Here is a 25,174-nt window from a genome sequence, read left to right as displayed (position 1 = left end):
GTCATTCGGGTGACCCCTCGCGGGCAATGGCCGGGTGCGACGTTGCTGGTGTGCGCGTCGCCATCGTCACCGAGAGCTTCCTGCCGCAGGTCAACGGGGTCAGCAACTCCGTGCTGCGGGTCGTGGAACACCTCCATCAGCGCGGGCACCAGGCGATGGTCATCGCGCCCGGTGCCGGGCCCGACCGCTACCTGCACGCGAACGTGAGTCGTGTGCCCGCGGTCGACCTGCCCGTCATCACGTCCCTGCCCATCGGCGTCCCGACGCCGAAGATCCTCACCGACCTGGCCGATTTCGACCCCGACGTCGTCCACCTCGCCTCGCCGTTCGTCCTCGGCGCGGGCGGCCTCTGGGCGGCCAGACGACTCGGCGTGCCGACCGTGGCGGTCTATCAGACCGACGTCGCCGGGTTCGCCGCCGCGTATGGCCTCAGCCGTGGTTCACGGGCCGCCTGGCGGTGGATCCGCCGCATCCACGCCAACTCCGACCGGACCCTGGCGCCGTCCACCGCGTCGGTCCGCGACCTGACCAGCCACGGCATCCCGCGCGTCCACCGGTGGGGCCGCGGCGTCGACACCAAGCGCTTCGCCGCCGAACACGTCGACCGCGCCCTGCGCGCGGAACTCGCGCCCAACGGCGAGCTGCTCGTCGGCTACGTCGGCAGGCTCGCGCCGGAGAAGCAGGTCCAACACCTGGCGGTGCTCAACGACCTGCCCGGGGTGCGGGTCGTCGTGGTCGGCGACGGACCCGACCTGGACAACCTGCGTGCCCGCCTGCCCGGTGCGGCGTTCCTCGGCTTCCGCGGCGGCCACGAACTCGCCGCGGCCTACGCCAGCCTCGACGTCTTCGTGCACACCGGGCCGCACGAGACGTTCTGCCAGGCCGTCCAGGAGGCGATGGCCTCCGGGCTGCCGGTGATCGCGCCGGACGCGGGCGGCCCCCGCGACCTGGTCGACCACGGCCGTACGGGTTTCCTCCTCGACCCGGCCCGCTTCGGCCCCGACCTGCGCGCGGCTGTCGAGCGGCTCGCCGACACCCTGCTGCGCCGCCGGATGGGCGCCGCGGGGAGGGCCGACGTGCTCAGCCGGACATGGACCGCGGTGTGCGAGGAACTGGTCGGCCACTACGACGACGTCGCCATTGGAAGGCGACGGTCCAAGGCCGCCTAGTGCGCATCGTCCAGTTGGCCAACTTCTACGGGCCTCGCTCCGGCGGTCTTCGAACCGCGCTGCATCACCTGGGCGCGGGGTACGTGGCCGCCGGGCACGAGGTCACCCTCGTCGTCCCCGGCCGCCGCCGCGATGACGAGTGGCTGCCGTCCGGGGTCCGGCGGATCACCCTGCCCGCGCCCGCCATCCCCGGCACCGGCGGCTACCGGGCCGTCGACCCGCTGCGGGTGAAGACGCTCCTGCCGTCGCTGCGCCCGGACCGCCTCGAGGTCTCCGATCGGCTCACCCTGCGCGGCATGGGCCGGTGGGCCGCCGACCACGGCGTCCCCAGCGTGGTCATCTCCCATGAGCGGCTCGACCGGCTGCTGGAGCAGTTCCTGCTGCCGGGCCCGGTCGCCCGGCGCTGCGCGGACGCCGCCAACCGCCGGATGGCCGCCTCCTACGACACCGTGGTCTGCACGACCGAGTTCGCGCGCGGGGAGTTCGACCGCATCGGCGCGGACAACATCCGCCGCGTCCCCCTCGGCGTCGACCTGAACACGTTCGCCCCCACCCGCCACGACGGCGCTCTACGCGCGACCCTGGCCGCGGGCGCCGACGCGCTGCTCGTGCACTGCGGCAGGCTCTCCCCGGAGAAGCACGTCGAACGCAGCGTCGACGCCCTCGCCGAACTCCACGGCTCCGGGCACCGGGTGCGGCTCGTCGTCGCGGGCGACGGCCCTCGGATGTCCGCTTTGCGCAGGCGCGCGACCGGGCTGCCGGTCACCTTCCTGGGTTTCGTCTCCGACCGCGCCGACGTCGCCGCGCTCCTGGCCACCGCCGATGTGTCGCTCGCCCCCGGACCGCACGAGACGTTCGGCCTGGCCGCGTTGGAAGCCCTCGCGTCGGGCACCCCGGTGGTCGTGTCCGAGTCGTCCGCGCTCGGTGAGCTGGTGCGCCCGGAATGCGGCGCCGCGGTCTCAGACCACGCCCCCGCTTTCGCGGGCGCGGTCGAGGGATTGCTCTCCGTACCGGAGCCCGATCGCCGGGCCGCCGCGCGGGCGCGTGCCGAACAGTTCGACTGGCCCACGTCGGTGCGCGGAATGCTGACCGCGCTGAGCCTGAACTGACGCCTTCTCGTACAGTTCGGCTCATGGCTCGCGCCGGTTTGGACAAAGATCCGCACGACATCGCCGAGATGTTCGACGGGGTCGCTAAGGGTTATGACCGCACCAATTCGGTGATGACCCTCGGCTTCGATCGGCGATGGCGCGAACAGACCCGCCGCGTGCTCGACGCGGGACCGGGGGAGAAGGTGCTCGACCTGGCCGCGGGCACCGCGGTCTCGACCATCGAGCACGCCCGCACCGGCGCCTGGTGCGTGGCCGCCGACTTCTCCCAGGAGATGCTGCGCGGCGGCAAGTCCCGCGCGGTCCCCAAGGTCGCCGCGGACGCCTTCCACCTGCCGTTCACCGACGACGCCTTCGACGCCGTGACGGTGTCCTTCGGGCTGCGGAACATGAACGACACCGTCTCCGCCCTGCGCGAGATGGCCCGGGTGACCAGGCCCGGCGGCCGACTGGTGATCTGCGAGGTCTCCCAGCCGCCCGCCAAGGTCCTGCGCTGGCTCTACCACAACACCGTGCTGCGCGGCCTGCCGCTGGTGACCCGCCCGTTCTCGTCGAACTCCGAGGCCTACGCCTACCTGGCCGAGTCGATGCGCGACTGGCACGACCAGCGCGCGGTCGCGGAGATGATCGCCGAAGCGGGCTGGGGCGAGGTCGAGTGGCTGAACCTGACGTTCGGCGTCGTCGCCCTGCACCGGGCCGTCAAGCCGTAGCCACGGCCAAGTCCTGGTTCTGCTCCTGCCAGCGGCTGATGCGGACGATCACCACGATGATCAACGCGCCCGCCACGGTCATCAGCACCGCGCTCACCGACTTGGCGATAGCCAACGGGTAGTACTTCTCCAGCGTCGGCGAAACCAGCTGGTCATTGACCAGCGCGGACACCCGGCCCGCCACGAAGCTGCCGACCCAGCACACCCACCACACCCGCAGCAGCGCGCTGCCCGGCACCTGCCTGAGCGACTCCAGCCGCCACGGCACGTCGGGCCTGCTGGCCTTCCACACGTCGGACATGACCTGGTACGGGAACCAGAGGTTCACCACCGGGCAGAACCACGACCCGCCGACCCACGGCCGCGAGTGCCGGGCAGGCGCGTCACAAAGCAAGTCGGCGTTCGCGCGGGCGCGATAGAGCCACAAGAGGAACGCGACAGCGGCGGCGGCCGACACGAAGAAGTAGGTCATGCCGTACTCGATGGTCAGATCACGCGCGGCGAGCGCGTCCTCGAACTCCGCGTCCTGACGCTTGTAGTCGACCACGGCGAGATAGGCGTTCCAGTTCGCCACCGCCGACGCGATCGCCAACAGCACCGAAGCCGCGATCAGCACTGACGCGACGAGACCGCGCCTGCTCAGCGGTCGGACCGACAGATAGCGGCGCGGCTGCGACTCGGCCATGGCTCCCCAGAACGTGATCGGCGTCGCACCCAGATTAGGCGCGGGGGACCGTCGGCAGCCGAGTGATTTCACCGCGCCGGTGATCAGTTGCTGGCGCCGCCAGGAGTGTTAGACGTGCCGCGAGACATCGGACACGGCGGACGGGCTGTTTCGCCCCTCTAGACTCGCGTGAGTACGTGAAGGCTTTCACAAGGAGCGTCATGAGCACTTCGATCAGTCGCCGCAAGGCGGGCGAGGACGCCGAGGTCATCGTGGTGGGTGCGGGCCCGGCCGGGTCCACCGCCGCGACCTACCTGGCGCGCGCGGGTCTGGATGTGTTGCTCCTGGAGAAGAGCACCTTCCCCCGCGAGAAGGTCTGTGGCGACGGTTTGACTCCGCGCGGGGTCAAGCAGCTCATCGACCTGGGGATCGACACCCGCGAGGAAGCGGGCTGGCTGCACAACAAGGGCCTGCGCGTCGTCGGTGGTGGGGTGACCCTTGAGCTCGACTGGCCGGACCTGGCGTCGTTCCCGCCCTATGGTGTGGTCCGCACCCGGCAGGACTTCGACGAGATGCTCGCCCGCACCGCCCAGCGCGCGGGCGCCCGGCTCGCCGAGCAGACCACCGTCATCGGCGCGGTCACCGACGAGCGCACCGGCCGGATCGTCGGGGTGACCGCGAAGGCGGGCCCGGACAAGACTCCGGTCACTTACCGCGCGCCGATCATCCTGGCCTGCGACGGCGTGTCCGCGCGGCTCGCGCTCTCGGTCGGCATGGAGAAGATCGACGCCCGCCCCATGGGTGTCGCGGTCCGCCGCTACTACGCCAGCCCCCGCAGCAAGGACGACTACCTGGAGTCGCACCTGGAGCTGTGGGACCGCTCCGACCCGGCCAACCCCGTCCTGCTCCCCGGCTACGGCTGGATCTTCGGCATGGGCGACGGCACGGTCAACGTCGGCCTCGGCATGCTCTCCACGTCGAAGGCCTACGGCAAGACCGACTACCGCAAGCTCATGCGCTCCTGGCTCGACGGCACCCCCGAGGAATGGGGCTTCCGCGAGCACAACGCGCTGGGCAAGATCGGCGGCGCGGGCCTGCCCATGGGCTTCAACCGGACCCCGCACTACCGCGACGGCCTGCTGCTCGTCGGCGACGCCGGCGGCATGGTCAACCCGTTCAACGGCGAGGGCATCGGCTACGCGATGGAGTCGGCCCGGCTGGCCGCCGAGTGCGTCATCCAGGCGATGGCCCGCAGGGAGGGACCGGCCCGCGAGCGCGCTCTCGCCGGGTACCCGCTGGCGCTGCGGCAGTCGCTGGGCAGCTACTACCGGCTCGGCAACGTCTTCTCCAAGCTGATCGGAAATCCGGTCGTCATGCGGACCGCGACCAAATACGGCATGCCGCGCGAGACGCTGATGAAACTCGTGCTGAAGCTTCTCGCGGGCCTTTACGACCAGAAGGACGGCGACGCTTTCGACCGCGTGATCACCGCGGCCACGCGACTCGCTCCTACCGTCAAGTAACTACTGATTGCATCCGCTAGCAGCGTGTTAGCGCAGGCCGCGGCCCTCTCGGACGCTCTGTTGTGGACATCACTCGTTCACGGAGAGTTGTCGAGGGGGCCGCGTTTCGCGTTGTGAGCCAGGTCCTAGACTGGCGCCGATAAGTTGTGAACCCCTTCACATCTGAGCGATTTGGCTTGTGAATGTTTTCACAAACTACGCCCGAATTAGTTAGGTCATCCTAACCAGCTCGGGTGTGACCGAGGACCCATAGGGTTCCGGCCGTAGGCGGCGGGAAAGGACAGCGGCGGTGTCGATGCTCCAAGCACAGTCAGCGGATGTGTCGTCAGGCTTGGGGATCTACTTCCCCTTGGTCGTGATGTTCGTCCTGGCGGCGGGCTTCGCGGTGTTCTCGGCGTTGCTCGGCCCGCTCCTGGGCCCGAGCCGCTACAACCGGGCGAAGTTCGAGGCCTACGAGTGCGGCATCGAGCCATCGCCGCAGCCGGTCGCGGGCGGTGGCCGCGTGCCGGTCGCCTACTACCTCACGGCGATGCTCTTCATCCTGTTCGACATCGAAATGGTGTTCCTCTACCCGTTCGCGGTCTCGGCGGACGCCCTCGGCCTGTTCGGCCTGGTGGAGATCTTCTTGTTCATCGCAACGGTCGGCTTCGCGTACGCCTATGTCTGGCGTCGCGGCGGCCTCGACTGGAACTGACGGGGGAAGGAGGCAGACGTCATGGGTATCGAAGAGAAGCTCCCCAACGGAATCATGTTGGCCAGCCTGGAAAAGCTGGTGAACTGGGGACGCAAGAACTCGCTGTGGCCTGCCACGTTCGGACTGGCCTGCTGTGCCATCGAGATGATGACCACCGGCGGTCCGCGCTACGACATCGCCCGCTTCGGCATGGAGGCGTTCCGCGCCTCCCCGCGCCAGGCCGACCTGATGATCGTCGCCGGCCGGGTCACCAACAAGATGGCCCCGGTGCTGCGGCAGATCTACGACCAGATGGCCGAGCCGCGCTGGGTGCTGGCGATGGGCGTGTGCGCCTCATCGGGCGGCATGTTCAACAACTACGCCGTGGTGCAGGGCGTCGACCACATCGTGCCGGTCGACATGTACCTGCCCGGCTGCCCGCCGCGCCCGGAGATGCTGCTCGACGCGATCCTCAAGCTGCACGCCAAGATCCAGGACGAGCCGATCAACGCCACCCGCGCCGCGATCCGCGCCGCCAGCGGTGAGCGCACCGAGCTGATCGCGTCCTCCATCAAGTACGGCAAGAAATAGAGCCATGGCTGACGAACCCACCACCGGCGGCGAGCAGTCCAGCGCCGACCGTCCCACGCCCGGCCAGGAGCCTGAGAAGGACCTGGCCCGCCCGGCCGAGCACCAGGAGCCCGTCCCCGCGGAGCCCGTCGTCCTGGGCCGAACCCGCAAGGGCATGTTCAACGTCGCGGGCACCGGCGACACCACCGGCTTCGGCGGGCTGAGCCTGCCCGGGTACGCCCCGGCCCCGGCCGAGCGCCCGTACGGCGGCTGGTTCGACGAGCTGACCGACGACCTGCGCGCGGCCATGGCCCGCCGGGAGATCCCGGCCGAGGCGATCCAGCAGGTCACCGTCGACCGCGGCGAGATCACCTTCTACGTCCGCCGCGAAGACCTGGTCGCGCTCTGCTGGACCCTGCGCGACGAGCCCGCCCTGCGCTTCGAGCTGTGCAGCTCGGTGTCCGGTGTGGACTACGGCGTGGACATCCCGCAGCGGCTGCACTCGGTCTACCACCTGACGTCGATGACGTTCCGCCGCCGCATCCGGCTGGAGGTCGCGGTCGATGTCGACGACGCGCACATCCCGTCGGTCGTCGAGGTCTACCCGACCGCCGACTGGCAGGAGCGCGAGGCCTGGGACATGTTCGGGATCGTCTACGACGGACACCCCGCGCTGACCCGGATCCTCATGCCGGACGACTGGGACGGCCACCCCCAGCGCAAGGACTACCCGCTCGGCGGGATCCCGGTGGAGTACAAGGGCGCGGAGATTCCCCCGCCCGACCAGCGGAGGTCTTACTCGTGACCACGAACGACATCCATCCCGCAGACGAGCGCGACACCACTGAGGGTCGCGTCTACACCGTCACGGGTGGCGACTGGGACGAGATCCTGGACGACGCCATCCACGACGAGCGCATCGTCATCAACCTGGGCCCGCAGCACCCCTCGACGCACGGCGTGCTCCGCCTGGTGCTCGAACTCGAGGGCGAGACGGTCACCCAGGCCCGCTCGGTCGTCGGCTACCTCCACACCGGCATCGAGAAGAACTGCGAGTACCGCACCTGGACCCAGGGCGTCACCTTCGTGACGCGCATGGACTACCTGGCGCCGCTGTCCAACGAGGCCGCGTACTGCCTGGCGATCGAGAAGCTGCTCGGCATCGAGGCCCCGCGCCGCGCCCAGGTCGCCCGGGTGATGCTGCTGGAGCTCAACCGGATCAGCTCGCACCTGGTGGCCCTGGCCACCGGCGGCATGGAGCTCGGCTCGCTGACCGCGATGACCGCGGGCTTCCGTGAGCGCGAGGAAGTCCTGCACCTGCTGGAGCACCTCACCGGCCTGCGGATGAACCACGCGTTCATCCGGCCCGGCGGTCTCGCCCAGGACCTTCCGGCGGACTACCACCAGAAGGTCACCGACTTCATCAAGGTGATGGACTCGCGCCTGCCGGACTACGACAAGCTGCTGACCGGTCAGCCGATCTGGCGCAACCGGCTCGTCGGCGTCGGGTACCTGCCGGTCGACGCGTGCCTCGCGCTCGGTGTCACCGGTCCGATCCTGCGGTCCGCGGGCCTGGCCTGGGACCTGCGCAAGACCGAGCCGTACCTGGGCTACGAGGAGTACGACTTCGAGGTCCCGACCTCGAACGCCGCCGACTCCTTCGCCCGGTATCTGCTGCGCGTCGAGGAGATCCACCAGTCGCTCAAGATCGTCGCCCAGTGCCTCAAGAAGCTGGAGCCGGGCCCGGTCATGGTCGCCGACCAGAAGATCGCGTGGCCGGCGAAGCTGAGCATCGGCGCCGACGGCATGGGCAACTCCCTGGAGCACGTCCGCAAGATCATGGGGCAGTCCATGGAGTCGCTGATCCACCACTTCAAGCTGGTCACCGAGGGCTTCAAGGTCCCCGCGGGCCAGGTGTACGTGCCGGTCGAGTCCCCGCGCGGCGAGCTGGGCTACCACCTGGTCTCCGACGGCGGCACCCGCCCGATGCGCGTGCACGTGCGCGAACCAAGCTTCATCAACCTGCAGTCGATGCCCGCGATGTCCGAGGGCGGCATGGTCGCCGACGTGATCGCCGCCGTCGCCTCGATCGACCCCGTGATGGGAGGTTGTGACCGATGAGTGCGGAACCCATCGCCGTCACCGAATCCGTCGACCTCAGTGTCTTCGGCGAGGACATCGTCACCAAGGCCCAGGAGATCGTCGCCCGGTACCCGCAGTCGCGGTCGGCGCTGCTGCCGATGCTGCACCTCGTGCAGTCGGTCGAGGGCAGGGTCAGCCAGGCGGGCATCCAGTTCTGCGCCGGCCAGCTCGACCTGACCGCCGCCGAGGTCAGCGCGGTCGCGACGTTCTACACCATGTACAAGCGCAAGACCTGCGGTGAGCACCTGGTTTCGGTGTGCACCAACACGTTGTGCGCGGTGCTCGGCGGCGACGCCATCTACAAGGCGCTCGGTGAGCACCTCGGCGAGGGCGGCAAGCGCCTGGGCCACAACGAGACCGTGGGCGAGCCGGGTGCGCCGGGCTCGATCACCCTGGAGCACGCCGAGTGCCTCGCGGCCTGCGACCTCGGCCCGGTGCTGCAGGTCAACTACGAGTTCTTCGACAACCAGACCCCCGAGTCGGCCGTCGCGCTCGTCGACGCGCTGCGCGCGGGGGACAAGCCCCAGCCCACGCGGGGCGCGCCGCTGCGCGACTTCCGCACCGCGGAGCTGGAGCTGGCCGGGTTCTGGCCCGAGGACGAGGTCGACTACCGCTCCACTGTGGACGGCCCGTCCGCCGCCGTGGAGACGCTGCGCGGAGCCAAGCTCGCCGAGGACCGCGGCTGGACCGCTCCCGCGATGACTGATGTCGCGCTGCCGGAGGTCGAGAAGAAATGACCACTCCCAACAAGCCCGCGCCGGTCACCCCCGTGCTGACCAAGCGTTGGCTGTCCCCACAGTCCTGGTCGATCAAGACCTACGAGCAGCTCGAGGGCTACACCGCGCTGCGCAAGGCGCTCAAGGGCACGCCCGAGCAGCTTGTCCAGCTGGTGAAGGACTCCGGTCTGCGCGGCCGCGGCGGCGCGGGCTTCCCCGCTGGCATCAAGTGGTCGTTCATGCCGCAGAACGAGGACAAGCCGCACTACCTCGTCATCAACGCCGACGAAGGCGAACCGGGAACCTGCAAGGACATCCCGCTGATGATGGCCGACCCGCACTCGCTGATCGAGGGCTGCGTCATCGCCTCGTACGCGATGCGGTCGCACCACTGCTTCATCTACGTGCGCGGCGAGGCCCTGCACTGCATCCGCAGGCTCAACGCGGCGGTCCGCGAGGCGCACGCCGCCGGGTACCTGGGCAAGGACATCCTCGGCTCCGGATTCGACCTGGAGATCACCGTCCACGCCGGTGCGGGCGCCTACATCTGCGGTGAGGAAACCGCGCTGCTCGACTCGCTGGAGGGCCGCCGAGGCCAGCCGCGACTCAAGCCGCCGTTCCCCGCCGCGGCCGGCCTCTACGCCGCGCCGACCACGGTCAACAACGTCGAGACCATCGCGAGCGTGCCGTTCATCGTCAACGGCGGCTCCGACTGGTTCCGCACCATGGGCACCGCGAAGTCGCCCGGCCCGAAGATCTACTCGATCTCCGGGCACGTCGAGAAGCCCGGTCAGTACGAGGCCCCGCTCGGCACGACGCTGCGTGAACTGCTCGAACTCGCGGGCGGCATGAAAGACGGCATCCCGCTGAAGTTCTGGACCCCGGGTGGCTCGTCCACGCCGATGTTCACCGCCGAACACCTCGACGTCCCCCTGGACTTCGAAGGCGCGGCGGAGGCCGGCTCCATGCTGGGCACCACCGCGGTCATGGTCTTCAACGAGACCGTGTCCGTGCCGTGGGCGGTCATGAAGTGGACCGAGTTCTACGAGCACGAGTCCTGCGGCAAGTGCACCCCGTGCCGTGAGGGCACGTACTGGCTCGCTGGCATCCTGCAGCGCATGGTCGAGGGCCACGGCACACCCGCGGACATCGACACGCTGCTCGACATCTGCGACAACATCCTCGGCCGCTCGTTCTGCGCGCTCGGCGACGGCGCGGTCAGCCCGATCACCAGCGGCATCAAGTACTTCCGCGACGAATTCCTGGCCCTGTGCGAGAAGAACAGGGTCGGCGCGCACGCACTGGCAGGAGCGCAGTCATGACCATCGCGCCCGAGAACCCCACCACGGTCGAGAAAGCACCGGTCCCCGAAGGACATGTGCGGCTGACGATCGACGGTGCCGAGGTGATCGCGCCCAAGGGCGAGCTGATCATCCGCACCGCCGAGCGGCTCGGCATCCAGATCCCGCGGTTCTGCGACCACCCGCTGCTCGAACCGGCGGGCGCCTGCCGGCAGTGCCTGGTCGAGGTCGAGATGGGCGGGCGTCCCATGCCCAAGCCCCAGGCCTCCTGCACGATGACCGTCGGCGACGACATGGTCGTCAAGACCCAGCTCACCTCGCCGGTCGCCGACAAGGCGCAGCAGGGCGTGATGGAGCTGCTGCTCATCAACCACCCGCTCGACTGCCCGATCTGCGACAAGGGCGGCGAATGCCCCCTGCAGAACCAGGCCATGTCGAACGGCCGCACGGACTCGCGGTTCGTCGAGACCAAGCGGACCTTCCCGAAGCCGCTGCCGATCAGCACCCAGGTGCTGCTCGACCGCGAACGCTGCGTGCTCTGCCAGCGCTGCACCCGGTTCTCCGCGCAGATCGCCGGCGACCCGTTCATCGAACTGCTCGAACGCGGCGCGCAGCAGCAGATCGGCATCGCCGAGGAGAAGCCGTTCCAGAGCTACTTCTCCGGCAACACCATCCAGATCTGCCCGGTGGGCGCGCTGACCAGCGCCGCGTACCGGTTCCGCTCCCGGCCGTTCGACCTGGTGTCGACCCCGAGCGTGTGCGAGCACTGCTCGTCCGGCTGCGCCGAGCGCACGGACTGGCGGCGCGGCAAGGTCATGCGCAAGCTCGCGGGCGACGACCCCGAGGTCAACGAGGAGTGGATCTGCGACAAGGGCCGCTTCGCCTTCCGCTACGCCACCGCGACCGACCGGATCACCCGGCCGCTCGTGCGCGACGCGAAGACCGGCGAACTGGTCGAGTCGAGCTGGACCGAGGCGCTGCAGATCGCGGCCGAGGGCCTGGCGAAGGCGCGTGACGGCAAGGGCGCCGCGGTGCTCGCGGGCGGTCGGCTGACCGTCGAGGACGCCTACGCCTACGCCAAGTTCGCGCGCATCGCGCTGCGCACCAACGACATCGACTTCCGCGCCCGCCCCCACTCGACCGAGGAACTCGACTTCCTTGCCTCGACCGTGGTCGGCACGACGCCGGAAACCGGTGTCACTTTCACGGGCATCGAGAAGGCTCCCGCGGTGCTCTGCGTGGCCTTCGAGCCCGAAGAGGAAGCGCCGATCGTGTTCCTGCGGCTGCGCAAGGCGGCCCGCAAGAACAAGACCAAGGTGTTCCACGTCGGACAGTGGACGAGCCCGAGCGTCGAGAAGACCCAGGGCACGCTGCTGGCCTGCAAGCCCGGTGCCGAGCCCGGCGCGCTCGACGGCCTGGCCACCCACGCCCCGGACGTCACCGAAGCCCTTGGCGCTGACGGTGCGGTGATCCTCGTCGGCGAACGCGCCGCGCAGGTCCCCGGCCTGTTCAGCGCGGTGCTGCGGCTGGCGAACTCCACCGGCGCCAAGGTCGCGTGGATCCCGCGTCGCGCCGGTGAGCGCGGAGCACTCGACGCGGGCGCCGCGCCGACGCTGCTGCCCGGTGGCCGCCTGGTCACCGACATCTCCGCCCGCGTGGACGTCGAGCAGGCGTGGGGCCTCAAGCCCGGCTCGCTGCCCGCCGCCCCCGGCCGCGACACCGACGGCATCCTCGCCGCCGCCGCGGACGGCCGCCTCGACGGTCTCGTCGTCGGCGGTGTCGACCCGTTCGACCTGGCCGACCCGGCGCTCGCCGAGCGGGCGCTGACCGCCGCGGGCTTCGTCGTCAGCCTGGAACTGCGGCACAGCGCGGTCACCGCGCACGCCGACGTGGTGTTGCCGATCGCCCCGGCGGTCGAGAAGTCCGGCAGCTACCTCAACTGGGAGGGTCGCCGCCGCGAGTTCGCCAACACCATCGAGGGCACCGGCGCCATGCCCGACGGCCGGGTCCTCGACTCGCTCGCCGTGGAGATGGACGTCGACCTGTTCACCCAGACCCCGGCCGCCGCCGCGGCCGACCTGGCCCGGCTCCCGGTCGTGCCCCGCACGGCCACCGCTCCGGACGTGGCGGCCAATGCCGCGACAAACGGTGCGATCGTGCTGGCGTCCTGGCGGATGCTGCTGGACAACGGGTCGATGCAGGACGACGAGCCGAACCTGGCGGGCACCGCCCGACCGGTCTTCGCCCGTCTGTCCCTCAAGACCGCTACGGATCTCGGTATCGCCGTGACCGGCACCGCCAAGGTCGCCACCGACCGCGGCGCGATCACCGTGCCGGTCCAGGTCGCCGACCTGCCCGACGGCGTGGTCTGGCTGCCGGGCAACTCCGGTGACTCGGCCACCCGCCGGGTCCTGGGCGCGGGCCACGGCTCCGTGGTGACCGTGGAACCTGGAGGCAACTCATGAACCGGGCGCAACTGCTCGCCGACGACCCGATCTGGCTCATCGCGATCAAGTGTGTGGTGCTGCTCGGCCTCGGCGCGATCGCCACCACCGCGATGATCATCCTGGAACGCAAGATCGTCGCCAGGATGCAGCAGCGCCCCGGCCCCAACCGGGTCGGCCCGAACGGCTGGTTCCAGTCGCTCGCGGACGCGATCAAGCTGCCGTTCAAGGAACAGATCATCCCGGACACGGCTGACCGGAAGGTCTACTTCCTCGCGCCGGTCATCGCGACGATCCCCGCGTTCCTGGCGTTCTCGGTGATCCCGTTCGGCCCCGAGGTCTCGATCTTCGGTGAGCGCACCGTGCTGCAGCTGGTCGACCTGCCGGTCGGCGTGCTGGTCGTGCTGGCCTGCTCGTCGATGGGCGTCTACGGCATCGTGCTCGCGGGCTGGGCCTCCGGCTCGCCGTACCCGCTGCTCGGTGGTCTCCGCTCGGCCGCGCAGGTGATCTCCTACGAGATCGCGCTCGGCCTGTCGATCGTCGCGGTGATCCTCTACACCGGGTCGCTGTCCACCGGCGACATCGTCGACGCGCAGCAGACCGGTTGGTACTTCTACCTGCTGATCCCGAGCTTCCTGATCTTCATCATCTCCATGGTCGGTGAGACCAACCGCGCTCCGTTCGACCTCCCCGAGGCCGAGTCCGAGCTGGTCGGCGGCTTCCACACCGAGTACAGCTCGATGAAGTTCGCGCTGTTCTTCCTCGCCGAGTACGTCAACATGGTCATCGTCTCCGCGATGGCGACCACGCTGTTCCTCGGCGGGTACATGGCGCCGTGGCCGCTCTCGCTGATCGGCGACAACTACCTCAACACCGGCTGGTGGCCGCTGCTGTGGTTCCTCGGCAAGGTGTGGCTGTTCCTCTTCGCCTTCATCTGGCTGCGCGGCACGCTGCCCCGCATGCGCTACGACCAGTTCATGCGCCTGGGCTGGAAGATCCTCGTCCCGGCCAACCTGGTCTGGATCGTCCTGGTCGTCGCGCTGCGGGCCTTCCGCAACGAGGAGGCCATCTCCGCGCCGACCATCCTGATCGCGGGCGGTGTGGTGCTGGTGCTGCTCATCGGCCTCAGCTTCCTGCTGCCCGAGCGCAAGGTGCAGATGGACGACAACCGCGTGCCGGTCACCGGCGGCGGCTACCCGATCCCGCCGCTGGACCTGCGGGTGCCGGACAAGAACGCGAAGCCCGCCCGGGTGCGTCGCGCGCGGCGCGAGCCCGCCGCTGTCGCCGCGGGTGACAAGGAGTCAGCAGAATGAGCGTCTTCGATCCCCTCAAGGGCTTCGGAGTGACCTTCTCGACGATGTTCAAGAAGGTCGTCACCGAGGAGTACCCGGAGAACTTCCCCGGCACCGCACCGCGCTACCACGGCCGCCACCAGCTCAACCGACACCCGGACGGCCTGGAGAAGTGCGTCGGCTGCGAGCTGTGCGCCTGGGCGTGTCCCGCCGACGCGATCTTCGTCGAGGGCGGCGACAACACCGACGACGAGCGCTACTCGCCCGGTGAGCGCTACGGCGCCGACTACCAGATCAACTACCTGCGCTGCATCGGCTGCGGCCTGTGCATCGAGGCCTGCCCGACCCGGTCGCTGACCATGCTCAACGACTTCGAGCTGGCCGACGACGACCGGCAGCGGCTGATCTACACCAAGGAGCAGTTGCTCGCGCCGCTGCTGCCGGGCATGGAGCAGCCGCCGCACCCGATGCGCCTTGGCGACAACGAGCAGGACTACTACGTCAACGCTCCGTTCCTGGCGCGCAAGCACGGCTACCCGGACTCCGTCGGGGAGGAACTCAAGTGAGCGCGACGCTCCTCGCGGTCCAGCAGACCGTGTCCACCGGTGAGGCGATCACCTTCTGGGTGCTCGGCCCACTCGCCCTGGCGGGCGGGCTCGGCATGATCTTCGCCCGCAACGCGGTGCACTCGGCGCTGTTCCTGGTGCTGACGATGCTCAGCCTGGGCGCGCTGTACATGGTCCAGCAGGCGCCGTTCCTCGGCTTTGTGCAGATCATCGTCTACACCGGCGCGATCATGATGCTGTTCCTCTTCGTGCTGATGCTCGTCGGACGTGACTCCTCGGACTCCGTCGTCGAAGTGCTGCGCGGTCAGCGGCTGTGGGCGGGCGTCCTCGGCGTCGGTCTCGCGGTGCTGATCGTGGCCGCCATCGCGCGGTCGCTCAACGAGGTCACGATCATGGGGCTGGCGGGCGAGCAGGCCAACGGCGGCGACGGCAACGTCGCCAACATCGGCCGCCTGATCTTCACCGACTACTTGTTCCCCTTCGAGCTGACCTCGGCGCTGCTGATCACCGCCGCCGTCGGCGCGATGATCCTGGGCTACGTCGACCGGCACCAGAAGGGCCGCAAGACGCAGAAGGAACTGGTCGAGGCCCGCTTCCGCGGCGAGCACGACCGGCCTTCGCCGCTGCCCGGCCCCGGTGTGTTCGCCACGGCGAACTCGGTGGCCACCCCGGCCCTGCTGCCCGACGGCTCGGTCGCCCCGGAGTCGCTGTCGCGGCTCATCGAGGCCACCGCGTCGCAGAAGCTCGAGCGGGAGCGCAAGGCCGTCGCGGGCACGCTGCCCGAGCCCGACGCCCGCGCGCTCGCCCCCGGTAAGGAGGACGGGTCATGACCCCGACTTACTACTTGCTGCTGTCGGCGCTGCTGTTCACCATCGGCGCGGTCGGCGTCCTGGTGCGCCGCAACGCCATCGTCGTGTTCATGTGCGTCGAGCTGATGCTCAACGCCGTGAACCTGACGCTGGTGACGTTCGCGCGGATCAACGGCGACCTGTCCGGCCAGGTGATGGCGTTCTTCGTGATGGTCGTGGCCGCCGCCGAGGTGGTGGTGGGTCTGGCGATCATCATGTCGATCTTCCGCACCCGCCGCACCGCCTCGGTCGACGACTCCAACCTGCTGAAGTACTAGGGAGAACTCGGTGTCGGGAACTATCAACCTCGCTGCTGAGGTCCAGCAAGCCAGTGGCGCGGCGAGCGCTGCCTGGCTGCTGCTCCTGCTGCCCGCCTTCGGCGCGGCCGTGCTGCTGCTCGGCGGCCGCCGCACCGACAAGTGGGGCCACCTGCTCGGCAGCGCCACCGTGATCGCGGCCTTCGTCTACGGCCTGGTCCTCTTCTTCGGCAGCACGTCGCTCGCCGCGGACGACCGGCTGCAGAACCTGAGCCTGTTCGAGTGGATCAACGTCGGCGCGCTGCAGATCGACTTCGGGCTGCGCCTCGACCCGCTGTCGCTGACCTTCGTGCTGCTGATCACCGGTGTGGGCTCGCTGATCCACATCTACTCGATCGGCTACATGCACGACGACCGCGACCGCAGGCGGTTCTTCGGGTACCTGAACCTCTTCATCGCGGCGATGCTGCTGCTGGTCCTGGGCAACTCGTTCGTGACGCTCTACTTCGGCTGGGAGGGCGTCGGTCTCGCCTCCTACCTGCTCATCGGCTGGTACCAGGGCAAGGACTTCGCGGCCACGGCGGCGAAGAAGGCGTTCATCATGAACCGGGTCGGCGACGTCGGCCTGGCCCTGGCGATCTTCCTGATGTTCAAGACCATGGGCAGCACCCAGTTCGACGTGGTGTTCGACAAGATCGGCGAGCAGTCCACCGCGACCGTCGTCGCGATCGGCCTGCTGCTCCTGCTCGGTGCCTGTGGCAAGTCCGGCCAGTTCCCGCTGCAGGCCTGGCTTCCGGACGCGATGGCGGGCCCGACCCCGGTCTCGGCCCTGATCCACGCGGCAACCATGGTGACCGCGGGCGTGTACCTGATCGCCCGGTCCAGCCCGATCTACTCGCTGCCGCAGGCCGCGGACGCACGCTTCGGCGTGATGATCATCGGTGCGCTGACGCTGATCATCGGTTGCATCATCGGCTGCGCGTACGACGACTTCAAGAAGGTCCTCGCGTACTCGACGGTCAGCCAGATCGGCTACATGATCCTGGCCGTGGGCCTCGGCCCGGCCGGGTACGCGCTGGGCATCATGCACCTGCTCACGCACGGCTTCTTCAAGGCCGGGCTGTTCCTCGGGGCCGGTTCGGTCATGCACGGCATGAACGACGAGGGCGACATCCGCCGCATGGGCGGGCTGGCGCGCAAGATGCCGATCACCTTCATCACCTGGACCCTCGGCTACCTCGCGCTGATCGGCTTCCCGTTCCTGTCCGGCTACTTCTCCAAGGACGCGATCATCGCGGCGGCCTTCGGCGAGCACGGCTGGCGCGGCTGGGTCTTCGGCGGCGTGGCACTGCTCGGCGCCGGGATCACCGCGTTCTACATGACACGCCTGCTGATCCTGGTGTTCCTCGGCAAGCCGCGCTACGAGAACCTCAAGTCCGAGGACGGCCGCGACTACCACCCGCACGAGTCGCCGTCGACCATGACGATCCCGATGATCGTGCTGGCCGTCGGCTCGGTCGGCGCGGGCGCTTTCCTTGCCCTCGGCGACCGGCTCGCCGGCTGGCTCGAACCGTCCCTCGACGCGACGCTCGCCACGCACGGACCGCTGTCGCACGGCATGATCGCGGTCCTCACGGTCGCGCTGTCCGCGCTCGGCGCGCTCATCGCGTTCCTGCTCTTCGGTCGCCGCGAGCAGCCGGTCACCCGGCCGGCGCGGGTGTCGTTCCCGGTCCGCGCCGCGCGTGCCGACCTGTACGGCAACCACCTCAACGAGGCGCTGTTCGGTCGTCCGGGCATCTGGCTCAGCCGGGCGCTGGTCTTCGTCGACAACCGGGGTGTGGACGGTTTGGTCAACGGTCTCGCGGCGGGTCTGGGCGGTAGCTCGGGTCGCCTGCGGCGCACCCAGACCGGTTTCGTCCGCTCCTACGCGCTATCCATGCTCGGAGGATCGATCATCGTGATCGCCGCGTTCTTGATGGTGAGGTTCGCATGACCCCGACAGTGTCCGGGGACGGCTCCTGGGTCATGGCCGTCCTACTCCTGCTGCCGCTCGTCGGCGCAGGCGTGGTGATGGCGCTTCGCGGGAACGCGAAACTCGCCAAGCAAGCCGCACTCGCGTTCTCCCTCGGCGAGCTGGCCATGGCCGCCTGCGCCTGGGGCAAGTTCGAGGCGAGCGGGGCGCGGCTGCAGCAGTCGTTCTCGTTCGACTGGATCCCGTCCTTCGGCGTGCACATCTCCTTCGGTGTCGACGGCATCGCGCTCGTCATGATCGCGACCATCGCCGTGCTGACCCCGATCGTGATCGGCGCGGGCTGGGCCGACAAGCTGCCCGAAGGCCGCACGGCGGGCGGGTTCTTCGCGCTCATCCTGCTGGAGCAGGCACTCACCATCGGCGTGTTCGCCGCGACGGACGTGTTCCTGTTCTACGTCCTCTTCGAGCTCATGCTGATCCCGATGTACTTCCTGATCGGCTCCTACGGCGGCGCCCGCAGGCAGTACGCGGCGGTGAAGTTCTTCCTGTACTCGTTCCTCGGCGGCTTGATCATGCTGGCGTCGGTGATCGCCTGCTACGTCATGGCGGGCGACGAACTGGGCCAGGGCACCTTCGACTGGCAGACGCTGGTCGGCGTGGTCTCCGACGCGCCGCTGAGCACGCAGATCTGGCTGTTCCTCGGCTTCTTCGCCGCGTTCGCCTTCAAGGCGCCGCTGGTGCCGTTCCACACCTGGCTGCCCGACGCCACCGCGGAGGCGCCCATCGTCGTCGCCGTGCTGCTCGTCGGCGTGCTCGACAAGGTCGGCACCTTCGGCTTCCTGCGCTACCTGCTGCCGATGTTCCCCGACGCCAGCAAGGAACTCGCGCCGTGGGTGCTGGTCCTCGCCATCGCGGGCATCGTCTACGGCTCGCTGCTGGCCACCGGGCAGACCGACATGAAGCGCTTCGTCGCCTACGTCTCGATCGCCCACTTCGGCTTCATCGCGCTGGGCATCTTCGCGTTCAGCACGCAGGCCATGGCGGGCTCGGTCACCTACATGGTCAACCACAGCATCGCCACGGGGATGCTGATCCTGGTGATCGGCATGGTGGTCAGCCGCGGCGGCTCGACCCGCATCGCCGACTACGGCGGCATGTCGAAGCTGACCCCGGTGCTCGCGGGCATGTTCCTGATCGCCGGTCTGAGCACGCTGTCGCTGCCGGGCACGAACTCGTTCATCAGCGAGTTCCTGGTCCTCATCGGCTCGTTCCCGAACCGGCCGGTGTTCACCATCATCGCCACCGTCGGCATGGTTCTGGCCGCGATCTACGTCCTCTGGCTCTACCAGCGGATCATGACCGGCCCGCTGCGCGGCAACGCGCTGACCGCCCAGGAACCGCCCATCGACGCGCCGGTCGACACGACCTCCGGCGGGCCCGGCGCGGTGAAGGTCCAACTCGAACCCGAGGTCAGCGCGCACAAGGCGATCTTCGACCTGAACGGCCGGGAGAAGCTGGTGCTCGCACCGCTGCTCCTGCTGATCATCGGCCTGGGTGTGTACCCGAAGCCGGTTCTCGACATCGTGGGTCCCACCGTGGACGCCACGATGTGTGAAGCGGCCCTGGTCGACCCGGTTCCCGCAGAGAGGCAACTGCAGTGTCAGTGATGTCTACGGTCCTGCTGCTCGCCCAGGACCAGCCGTTGCCACCCGCCCCCAAGGTGGAGGCCCCGCCGCTCACCGCGATCTGGCCCATCCTGATCGTGCTCGGCGCGGCGTGCGTGGGTGTGCTGTTCGAGGCGTTCCTGCCCCGCCACCAGCGCTGGCCCGCGCAGGTCGTGCTCACGCTGCTGACGCTGGCGGGCGCCGGGATCTCCCTGGCGCTGTACCTGACGGACGCGCCCGCGGCCGGTGAGCTGGCCATGTTCGGCACGCTCGCCGTCGACCGCCCGGCGCTGTTCCTGTGGGGCACGCTGCTGGCGCTGTCGTTCGGCGCGGTGCTGATGATCGCCGACCGGTCGGTCGAGCCCGGTGGCGCGTTCGTCGCCACCGCGGCGATCCGCCCCGGCACCATCCAGGACCGGGCCCAGGTCACCGCGACCGGCATGCAGACCGAGGTCTTCCCGCTGACGCTGTTCGCGCTCGGCGGCATGATGATCTTCTGCTCGGCCAACGACCTGCTGACGATGTTCATCGCGCTGGAAGTGCTGTCGCTGCCGCTGTACCTGATGTGCGGCCTCGCCCGTCGTCGCCGCCTGCTCTCGCAGGAAGCGGCGGTCAAGTACTTCCTGCTCGGTGCGTTCGCCTCGGCGTTCTTCCTCTACGGCCTGGCCCTGCTCTACGGCTACGCGGGTTCTGTCCGGCTGTCCGACATCGCGGGCGCCGCGGCGGGCACGGACCGCTCCGACACCCTGCTGTTCGCCGGTATGGCGCTGTTGATCGTCGGCCTGCTGTTCAAGGCCTCCGTCGGCCCGTTCCACACCTGGACCCCCGACGTCTACCAGGGCGCGCCGACGCCGGTCACCGCGTTCATGGCCGCCTGCACCAAGGTCGCCGCGTTCGGCGGCATCCTGCGCGTCCTGCAGGTCGCGTTCGAGGCCACCAGCTGGGAATGGCGCAGCGTCCTCTGGGGCGTCGCGATCGTCTCGATGATCATCGGCGCGGTCCTCGGCCTGACCCAGACCGACGTCAAGCGGATGATCGCCTACTCCTCGGTGGCCCACGCGGGCTTCCTGCTCGTCGGCGCGATCGCGCTGACCGAGAAGGGCCTGTCGGCGACGCTGTTCTACCTGCTGACCTACGGCTTCACCACGCTGGCCGCGTTCGGCGTGATCAGCCTGGTCCGCGACTCCTCGGGCGAGGCGACGCACCTGTCGCAGTGGGCGGGCCTGGCGAAGCGCTCGCCGCTGGTGGCGGGCGTGTTCACCTTCATCCTGTTGGCGCTGGCCGGTATCCCGCTGACCAGTGGGTTCGTCGGCAAGTTCGTCGTGTTCGAGGCCGCCCTGGCCGATGGCATGGCCCCGCTGGTGGTCATCGCCCTGATCGCCTCGGCGGTCGCGGCGTTCTTCTACCTGCGGGTGATCGTGCTGATGTACTTCAGCGAGCCCGCCGCCGACGGCCCCACCGTCACGGTCCCGGGCGCGTTCACCACGGCCGCCATCACTCTCGGCGTCCTGGTGACCCTGCTGCTCGGCATCGCCCCCTCCTTCGCCCTCGACTGGGCGGCGGGCGGAGCGTTCGCCATCCGCTAGACCGCTTCGTGAACGGGCCCCGGCGCACCGCGCCGGGGCCCTTTCTCATTCGCCCAGCTTCACCGGGAGTTCGAGCGCCAGCTCCCTGGCCCTGGCGCTCCCGACCGCGACGCAGGTGCTCTTGACCGCCACGCTCGCCTTCGCGCCCGCCACCGTGGCCTGGCTCGCCACCACTTCGTGCCCGTCGCGGGTCTTCGCGTGCCAGTACGACCAGTTGTCCACTCGCTCCCACCGCGACGACTCCATCCGGTCGTCCAACTGGTTGTGCACGTCGCTCACGTCCCCGGAGACGCCCATGCTGACCACGAACTGGGCGCTCTTGGAGTCGGCACAGACTTCCCAGACGCCCGACATGCGCTCGGGCGCGGGCCGCAGGTCCGCGCGCAGCGTCCGGCCCGCCGACTCCGCCGCCGAACGAGCCGCCGCGAGGTCCTCATTGCCCGCGTTCGACGACGCCTGGACGAGCGGTGGGACGACGAGCACCGCGGCGATGGCCGCCACCACCCCGCCGATGATCAGCGCACCCTTGCGCGTCACCGGCGCCGGTTCGGCGGCGCTCACCGCCACGAAGATCCACACGACCGAGCCGACGAACCCCAGCACGAAGAGCCAGCCCAGCGAGTCCAACGCCATCAGCGCACTGCCACTGCCTACCAAGGTGTCGCCGAGAACCGGGATCGATCCCCACGCCGAGTCGCCGAAGTCGGCCACCAGCAGCCCGGCGCCGACCAGGGACACGGCCGCCGTCACGAACGGAGCGGCGACGCCGCTCGGCAGTGTCTCCCGGCGGGCGGTCTTGATGGCGAAGAAAAGCGGCACCAGCGTGACGATCGGGCCGATGATCGAGAAAAGGTAAATCACCAGCAGCCAGCCGCCCGCGGACAGCCGCAGGGCGAGGAAGAGCACCACAGCCGCCAGCTGCACAGTCACATTCACCGAGGTTCGCACCGGGTGATCCTGACCCATCGACCCCGGATCACGAATCCGGACAACTACTCAGGACAACCACTCAGGCGCGAACGTTGCGCGGGTCACGTCCATTGCCTGACGTCGGAGTTCAACCGCCAAGTAGGCTCATTTTCACCAACCACGCTGATCAGGAGCGCCGCGAGTGACTGACACCGAGAACTCGGCCATTTCCGAGGTGCCCGCGTCGCTGGGGCTCGACAACGCCGACCCGGCGCTCGTCGAGGCCGTCGTCACCGGCCTGGCGACGGTCGAGGAGCTGCTGCGCTCCGTCGTGCACAGCGACGTCGACTTCGTCGACCAGGCCGCCCTGCACCTGGTGAAGGCGGGTGGCAAGCGTTTTCGGCCGCTGTTCACCCTGCTGAGCGCCCAGTTCAACGACGGCAACACCGAGCAGGTCATCGCCGCCGCCGCCGCTGTGGAGCTGGTCCACCTGGCCACGCTGTACCACGACGACGTCATGGACGAGGCCACCATGCGCCGCGGCGACGCGAGCGCGAACGCCCGGTGGGACAACTCGATCGCCATCCTGACCGGCGACTTCCTCTTCGCCCACGCCTCCATGCTCGTCGCCGACCTCGGCGCGTCCGCGACCCGGATCATCGCCGAGACCATGCGCGAACTGGTCACCGGCCAGATGCGCGAGACCGTCGGACCCCGCGACAGCGACCCGATCGAGCACTACCTCTCGGTGATCGGCCAGAAGACCGGCTCCCTGATCGCCACCGCGGGCCGCTACGGCGCGATGTTCTCCGGGGCCACCCCCGAGCAGACCGAGGCGCTGTTCAAGTACGGCGAGATCATCGGCGCCGCGTTCCAGCTCTCCGACGACGTCATCGACATCGCCTCACCCGCCGCCGAGTCCGGCAAGACGCCCGGGACCGACCTGCGCGAAGGCGTGCTGACGCTGCCGATGCTCTACGCGATCGACGACGGCGGCGACCCCCGGCTCACCGAGCTGCTCGGCGGCCCGATCACCGACGACGACGACGTCGAGGACGCCCTCACCCGGCTGCGGAAGTCGCCCGGCCTGGAGCGCGCGCGCAAGACTCTCGACGAGTACGCAATTTCGGCGCAGAACGAATTGGCGGCCCTTCCGGAATGCGCGGCACGCGAGGCATTGGATCTACTGACACGTTATGTAGTCGCCCGTACCCGATAAGGCACGGTAGGCGACGCGAAACTGTGATGTGTCCGGGAAATCCCGGGGAGCATCCCTGTCGTGAACTCGACCGCAGTAGCCTCCTCTAGGCTCGAACAACGGTCTTACGCGCCGCGACGGCGCGGCCGGGAGGGAGAAGTGGCAGATGCCGTTCTTCGGTCAGGTGTGGGTATGGAGCCTCGCCGGATTCCTGGTCGGCGCGCTGCTGTGCTGGATCCTGATCGCGAACCCGGCACGCAAGCGCGTCGCCGATTTGCAGAACAGGCTCGCCGCTTCCCGCAGGCGTGAGGCCCAGGCGCCCGCCGACGACTACGCGACCCCGTACTCCGATCCTTTGCCGCGTGCCGCGGACTTCGGCGACGATTACGAATCGCACGAGTTCCGGTCGACGCCCGCTCTCGTTCCCGGCTTCGAGTCCCAGGGCCACGGCGATTACCGCGACGGTTTCGCCCAGCACGACCAGCGCGACGAGCACGACGACCGCCGCGACGACGAGCACGACGACCAGGACACTCGGCGCAGCGACAGCGGCGAGTTCGACCAGGCGCTGTTCGCCGCCGAGCACGCCCGCCTCGACACCGAGGACGACTACGACGTCGAGCAGGACCGCGCGGACAGTGACCACGCGGACCACGCGGACCAGGACGACTACGACCGCGCCGAGGACGAGCAGGACCAGCAGGACACTGCCGACGAGCGCGGCGCGCTGCGCTTGGGCGGGGTCGAGGAGACCCGGCACGCCGGGTCGCTGCTCGGCGAAGCCAACGGGGCCACCGAGACCACCCAGTACATCCCGGCCGACCGCGTGGCGGAGCTGAGCGAGGCTCCCGCCGAGCAGTGGTTCGCCGGGCAGCCCGAGACCGCCGACGAGAACCTCGTCGACGACCTGGCCGAAGCCGAGGCCGAGGTGGCCCGCACCCGGGCGGACGAACGGTCCGACACCGGCGGCGGCACGATCTTCACCCAGCACACCACCCCGATCCCCGCCGAGTTGATCCGCCGGATCGACGCCGAAGGCGAGCAGGACAACACCGACGACGCTCTCATCGACGATCTCGATGAAGAGCAGGAGGAGCAGGCCGCACCAGACCGGACCGAGGTCGTCCCGGCGCCCGCGGCGTCGATCGACGCCGCCACGCAGTTCGTCCGTCCCGTGCCGCCCGCGCCTGTCGTCGAGCCGGAACCACTGCCCGCGCCGCCAGTCGCGCAGCCAGTGGTAGCGACCGAGCCCGCGGAGGAACCGAACTTGGCGTACGGAGAGGTGCGCGCCACCACCACGACCAGCGCTCTGCCCAAGCGCATTCCGGCCAAGCCACAGGGTCGGATCCCGTTCGGCATCCAGCCCGCGCCGCCCGCGCCCGCCACCCCGGCGACCGCCACAGCGCCCGCGGCTGAGGCCGAGCGCTCGCTGTTCGAGCCGATCCGCCCCGCGGACGAGACCGTGGCCGCGACGTCGGTCCTGCCCGAGAGCCGCCCGCGGCGCTCGCGCACCGCGCTCAAGCAGGCGCCGATGGGCGGGGTCGACCCGTTCGTCCCGCCGGGGCCGTTCGGCCCGGGATCGGCGATGCCGTTGCCCGGTGGGGAATCCCCGTCGAGCGACTACGTCATCAAGGCGAGCGTCACCGCGCTTCGGTACTGCTCACCCGAGTCGCCGAAGTTCGACCGGACCATCGCCGAGGTGTGGTTCCGTTCGGTCGCCGACGCCGAGCGAGTGGGATTCCGACCGCTCGCCTGACGCGGGGGAGTCAGCCGTTCACTCCAAGTGGCGGCTCTGTTGCGGGAATGATAAAAGACACCGTGCGCTTTTCGGAGTGCTAGAGGTCGTCCAAATGGACGACCG

Annotated in this window: 22 protein-coding genes; 20 read left to right on the top strand and 2 right to left on the bottom strand. The window is 69.4% G+C overall.

Going from position 1 to position 25,174, the window contains the following annotated elements; genetic code table 11:
* The first annotated feature begins 50 nt into the window (after nucleotides 1-50).
* The 3 genes from C8E96_RS05560 to C8E96_RS05550 are packed head-to-tail and all read left to right on the top strand — an operon-like array spanning nucleotide 51 to nucleotide 2,988.
* A complete protein-coding gene (locus tag C8E96_RS05560; protein WP_228770222.1) occupies nucleotides 51-1,169 on the top strand; it encodes a glycosyltransferase family 4 protein in 1,119 nt (372 codons plus the stop codon).
* Nucleotides 1,169-2,278, top strand: a complete 1,110-nt coding sequence (locus C8E96_RS05555; protein WP_091382830.1) for a glycosyltransferase — start codon at nucleotides 1,169-1,171, stop codon at nucleotides 2,276-2,278. The genes C8E96_RS05560 and C8E96_RS05555 overlap by 1 nt, the downstream gene beginning before the upstream one ends.
* Nucleotides 2,279-2,301: 23 nt before the next feature.
* Nucleotides 2,302-2,988 carry a demethylmenaquinone methyltransferase gene (locus C8E96_RS05550; RefSeq protein WP_091382828.1) on the top strand — a complete coding sequence of 229 codons (687 nt, stop codon included), beginning with the start codon at nucleotides 2,302-2,304 and terminating at the stop codon, nucleotides 2,986-2,988.
* Here C8E96_RS05550 and C8E96_RS05545 read toward each other — a convergent pair.
* A complete protein-coding gene (locus tag C8E96_RS05545; RefSeq protein WP_091382825.1) occupies nucleotides 2,978-3,673 on the bottom strand; it encodes a DUF4328 domain-containing protein in 696 nt (231 codons plus the stop codon). The genes C8E96_RS05550 and C8E96_RS05545 overlap by 11 nt on opposite strands.
* A 200-nt stretch (nucleotides 3,674-3,873) precedes the next feature.
* Here C8E96_RS05545 and C8E96_RS05540 point away from each other — a divergent pair, with 200 nt between their 5' ends.
* The 15 genes from C8E96_RS05540 to nuoN all read left to right on the top strand — a co-directional run bounded on the left by C8E96_RS05540 (nucleotide 3,874) and on the right by nuoN (nucleotide 21,206).
* Complete coding sequence (locus C8E96_RS05540) at nucleotides 3,874-5,175, top strand: geranylgeranyl reductase family protein (RefSeq protein WP_091382823.1); 1,302 nt, start codon at nucleotides 3,874-3,876, stop codon at nucleotides 5,173-5,175.
* A gap of 295 nt (nucleotides 5,176-5,470) precedes the next feature.
* The gene (locus C8E96_RS05535; protein WP_091382944.1) at nucleotides 5,471-5,869 is read left to right on the top strand and encodes an NADH-quinone oxidoreductase subunit A; all 399 of its coding nucleotides are present in this window, start codon (nucleotides 5,471-5,473) and stop codon (nucleotides 5,867-5,869) included.
* Between the two features lie 21 nt (nucleotides 5,870-5,890).
* The gene (locus tag C8E96_RS05530) at nucleotides 5,891-6,439 is read left to right on the top strand and encodes a NuoB/complex I 20 kDa subunit family protein (RefSeq protein WP_091382821.1); all 549 of its coding nucleotides are present in this window, start codon (nucleotides 5,891-5,893) and stop codon (nucleotides 6,437-6,439) included.
* 4 nt (nucleotides 6,440-6,443) lie between these two features.
* The gene (locus C8E96_RS05525; protein ID WP_091382819.1) at nucleotides 6,444-7,223 is read left to right on the top strand and encodes an NADH-quinone oxidoreductase subunit C; all 780 of its coding nucleotides are present in this window, start codon (nucleotides 6,444-6,446) and stop codon (nucleotides 7,221-7,223) included.
* Nucleotides 7,220-8,539 carry an NADH-quinone oxidoreductase subunit D gene (locus tag C8E96_RS05520; protein ID WP_091382817.1) on the top strand — a complete coding sequence of 440 codons (1,320 nt, stop codon included), beginning with the start codon at nucleotides 7,220-7,222 and terminating at the stop codon, nucleotides 8,537-8,539. The genes C8E96_RS05525 and C8E96_RS05520 overlap by 4 nt, the downstream gene beginning before the upstream one ends.
* Entirely contained in the window at nucleotides 8,536-9,297 is a 762-nt protein-coding gene (gene nuoE, locus C8E96_RS05515) for an NADH-quinone oxidoreductase subunit NuoE (RefSeq protein WP_091382815.1), read from the top strand. Before C8E96_RS05520 ends, nuoE begins: the two co-directional genes overlap by 4 nt.
* Nucleotides 9,294-10,598, top strand: coding sequence for an NADH-quinone oxidoreductase subunit NuoF (nuoF, locus tag C8E96_RS05510; protein WP_091382814.1), 1,305 nt, complete (start codon nucleotides 9,294-9,296; stop codon nucleotides 10,596-10,598). The genes nuoE and nuoF overlap by 4 nt, the downstream gene beginning before the upstream one ends.
* Nucleotides 10,595-13,042, top strand: coding sequence for an NADH-quinone oxidoreductase subunit G (locus C8E96_RS05505; RefSeq protein WP_091382812.1), 2,448 nt, complete (start codon nucleotides 10,595-10,597; stop codon nucleotides 13,040-13,042). The genes nuoF and C8E96_RS05505 overlap by 4 nt, the downstream gene beginning before the upstream one ends.
* Nucleotides 13,039-14,334, top strand: coding sequence for an NADH-quinone oxidoreductase subunit NuoH (nuoH, locus tag C8E96_RS05500; RefSeq protein WP_091382810.1), 1,296 nt, complete (start codon nucleotides 13,039-13,041; stop codon nucleotides 14,332-14,334). The genes C8E96_RS05505 and nuoH overlap by 4 nt, the downstream gene beginning before the upstream one ends.
* The gene (nuoI, locus tag C8E96_RS05495) at nucleotides 14,331-14,879 is read left to right on the top strand and encodes an NADH-quinone oxidoreductase subunit NuoI (RefSeq protein WP_091382808.1); all 549 of its coding nucleotides are present in this window, start codon (nucleotides 14,331-14,333) and stop codon (nucleotides 14,877-14,879) included. Before nuoH ends, nuoI begins: the two co-directional genes overlap by 4 nt.
* Entirely contained in the window at nucleotides 14,876-15,709 is an 834-nt protein-coding gene (locus C8E96_RS05490) for an NADH-quinone oxidoreductase subunit J (RefSeq protein WP_091382806.1), read from the top strand. The genes nuoI and C8E96_RS05490 overlap by 4 nt, the downstream gene beginning before the upstream one ends.
* Nucleotides 15,706-16,005 (top strand): NADH-quinone oxidoreductase subunit NuoK, encoded by a 300-nt coding sequence (gene nuoK / locus C8E96_RS05485; protein ID WP_091382804.1) that lies wholly within the window; start codon nucleotides 15,706-15,708, stop codon nucleotides 16,003-16,005. Before C8E96_RS05490 ends, nuoK begins: the two co-directional genes overlap by 4 nt.
* 10 nt (nucleotides 16,006-16,015) lie before the next feature.
* Nucleotides 16,016-17,977 (top strand): NADH-quinone oxidoreductase subunit L, encoded by a 1,962-nt coding sequence (gene nuoL / locus C8E96_RS05480; RefSeq protein WP_228770221.1) that lies wholly within the window; start codon nucleotides 16,016-16,018, stop codon nucleotides 17,975-17,977.
* Complete coding sequence (locus tag C8E96_RS05475; protein ID WP_091382802.1) at nucleotides 17,974-19,623, top strand: NADH-quinone oxidoreductase subunit M; 1,650 nt, start codon at nucleotides 17,974-17,976, stop codon at nucleotides 19,621-19,623. Before nuoL ends, C8E96_RS05475 begins: the two co-directional genes overlap by 4 nt.
* Entirely contained in the window at nucleotides 19,623-21,206 is a 1,584-nt protein-coding gene (nuoN, locus tag C8E96_RS05470) for an NADH-quinone oxidoreductase subunit NuoN (RefSeq protein ID WP_091382940.1), read from the top strand. Before C8E96_RS05475 ends, nuoN begins: the two co-directional genes overlap by 1 nt.
* A gap of 45 nt (nucleotides 21,207-21,251) precedes the next feature.
* Here the strand turns inward: nuoN and C8E96_RS05465 are convergent, their stop codons facing one another.
* On the bottom strand, nucleotides 21,252-22,136 hold the full coding sequence (locus tag C8E96_RS05465; RefSeq protein WP_133794198.1) for a hypothetical protein: 885 nt from the start codon (nucleotides 22,134-22,136) through the stop codon (nucleotides 21,252-21,254).
* A gap of 181 nt (nucleotides 22,137-22,317) precedes the next feature.
* On the opposite strand from C8E96_RS05465, the gene C8E96_RS05460 reads away from it, so the two are divergent.
* Together C8E96_RS05460 and C8E96_RS33860 are read left to right on the top strand one after the other, a co-directional pair.
* Nucleotides 22,318-23,334: a polyprenyl synthetase family protein gene (locus tag C8E96_RS05460; protein WP_091382798.1), complete on the top strand. Its 1,017-nt coding sequence runs from the start codon at nucleotides 22,318-22,320 to the stop codon at nucleotides 23,332-23,334.
* A 145-nt stretch (nucleotides 23,335-23,479) separates the two neighbouring features.
* The gene (locus tag C8E96_RS33860; protein WP_228770220.1) at nucleotides 23,480-25,069 is read left to right on the top strand and encodes a sunset domain-containing protein; all 1,590 of its coding nucleotides are present in this window, start codon (nucleotides 23,480-23,482) and stop codon (nucleotides 25,067-25,069) included.
* The last annotated feature ends 105 nt before the right edge of the window (nucleotides 25,070-25,174 follow it).

The organism is Actinokineospora alba (assembly GCF_004362515.1).
In the GTDB taxonomy this organism is placed as follows: Bacteria; Actinomycetota; Actinomycetes; order Mycobacteriales; family Pseudonocardiaceae; genus Actinokineospora; species Actinokineospora alba.
Note: the sequence above shows the minus strand (reverse complement) of the source record. Positions and strands in the feature narration are given on the sequence as shown.